Origin of the sequence: Mesorhizobium abyssinicae (assembly GCF_049887195.1) — a bacterium.
Taxonomy (GTDB): Bacteria; Pseudomonadota; Alphaproteobacteria; order Rhizobiales; family Rhizobiaceae; genus Mesorhizobium; species Mesorhizobium abyssinicae.
Genome location: NZ_JARAKC010000122.1, coordinates 1 through 489 on the forward strand (window position 1 = coordinate 1; position 489 = coordinate 489).

Genomic DNA, 489 nt, shown 5'->3' on the forward strand with positions numbered 1-489 from the left:
AGTTCGGCGTCGAAGTCACGTGGTTTGCGCATTGCTGTCTCCATCGGTTGTTGATGCGGCGATGATAGGCAAGCGTCCGCCGGAAGGCTTCAGGGTTGCCGAGACAGCCCGGGACGGGCTGGTCCATCCCGAGAATTTTTCGAGGGAGGGCGCGCTTATACGTCGTGCCGACGTGCGCTTTGACGTGCAAATGATCTTGTCGCGATGGCGATCTATCATCTTCACGTCAAAGTTATTGGCCGCAAGGCTGGAAGCAGTGCTGTGGCGTCTGCTGCCTACCGCTCGGCTTCGCGGTTGCGCGACGAGCGGATCGAACGCAGCCACGATTTTTCCAGCAAGCGCGGCGTCGTTCATTCCGAGGTGATGCTGCCAGAGGACGCGCCGGAAGCCTGGAGCGACCGCGAACGCCTGTGGAACGATGTCGAGGCGTTCGAAATGCGCAAGGATGCGCAGCTTGCCCGCGAAGTGGAGTTCGCCCTTCCACGCGAA

General features: G+C 60.7%; 1 protein-coding gene. It reads left to right on the forward strand.

Annotated features, from left to right (window positions below):
- Window positions 1-204: 204 nt before the first annotated feature.
- The coding region (locus PU724_RS33915) for a MobA/MobL family protein (protein ID WP_426213852.1) at window positions 205-489 on the forward strand (285 nt) is incomplete at its 3' end.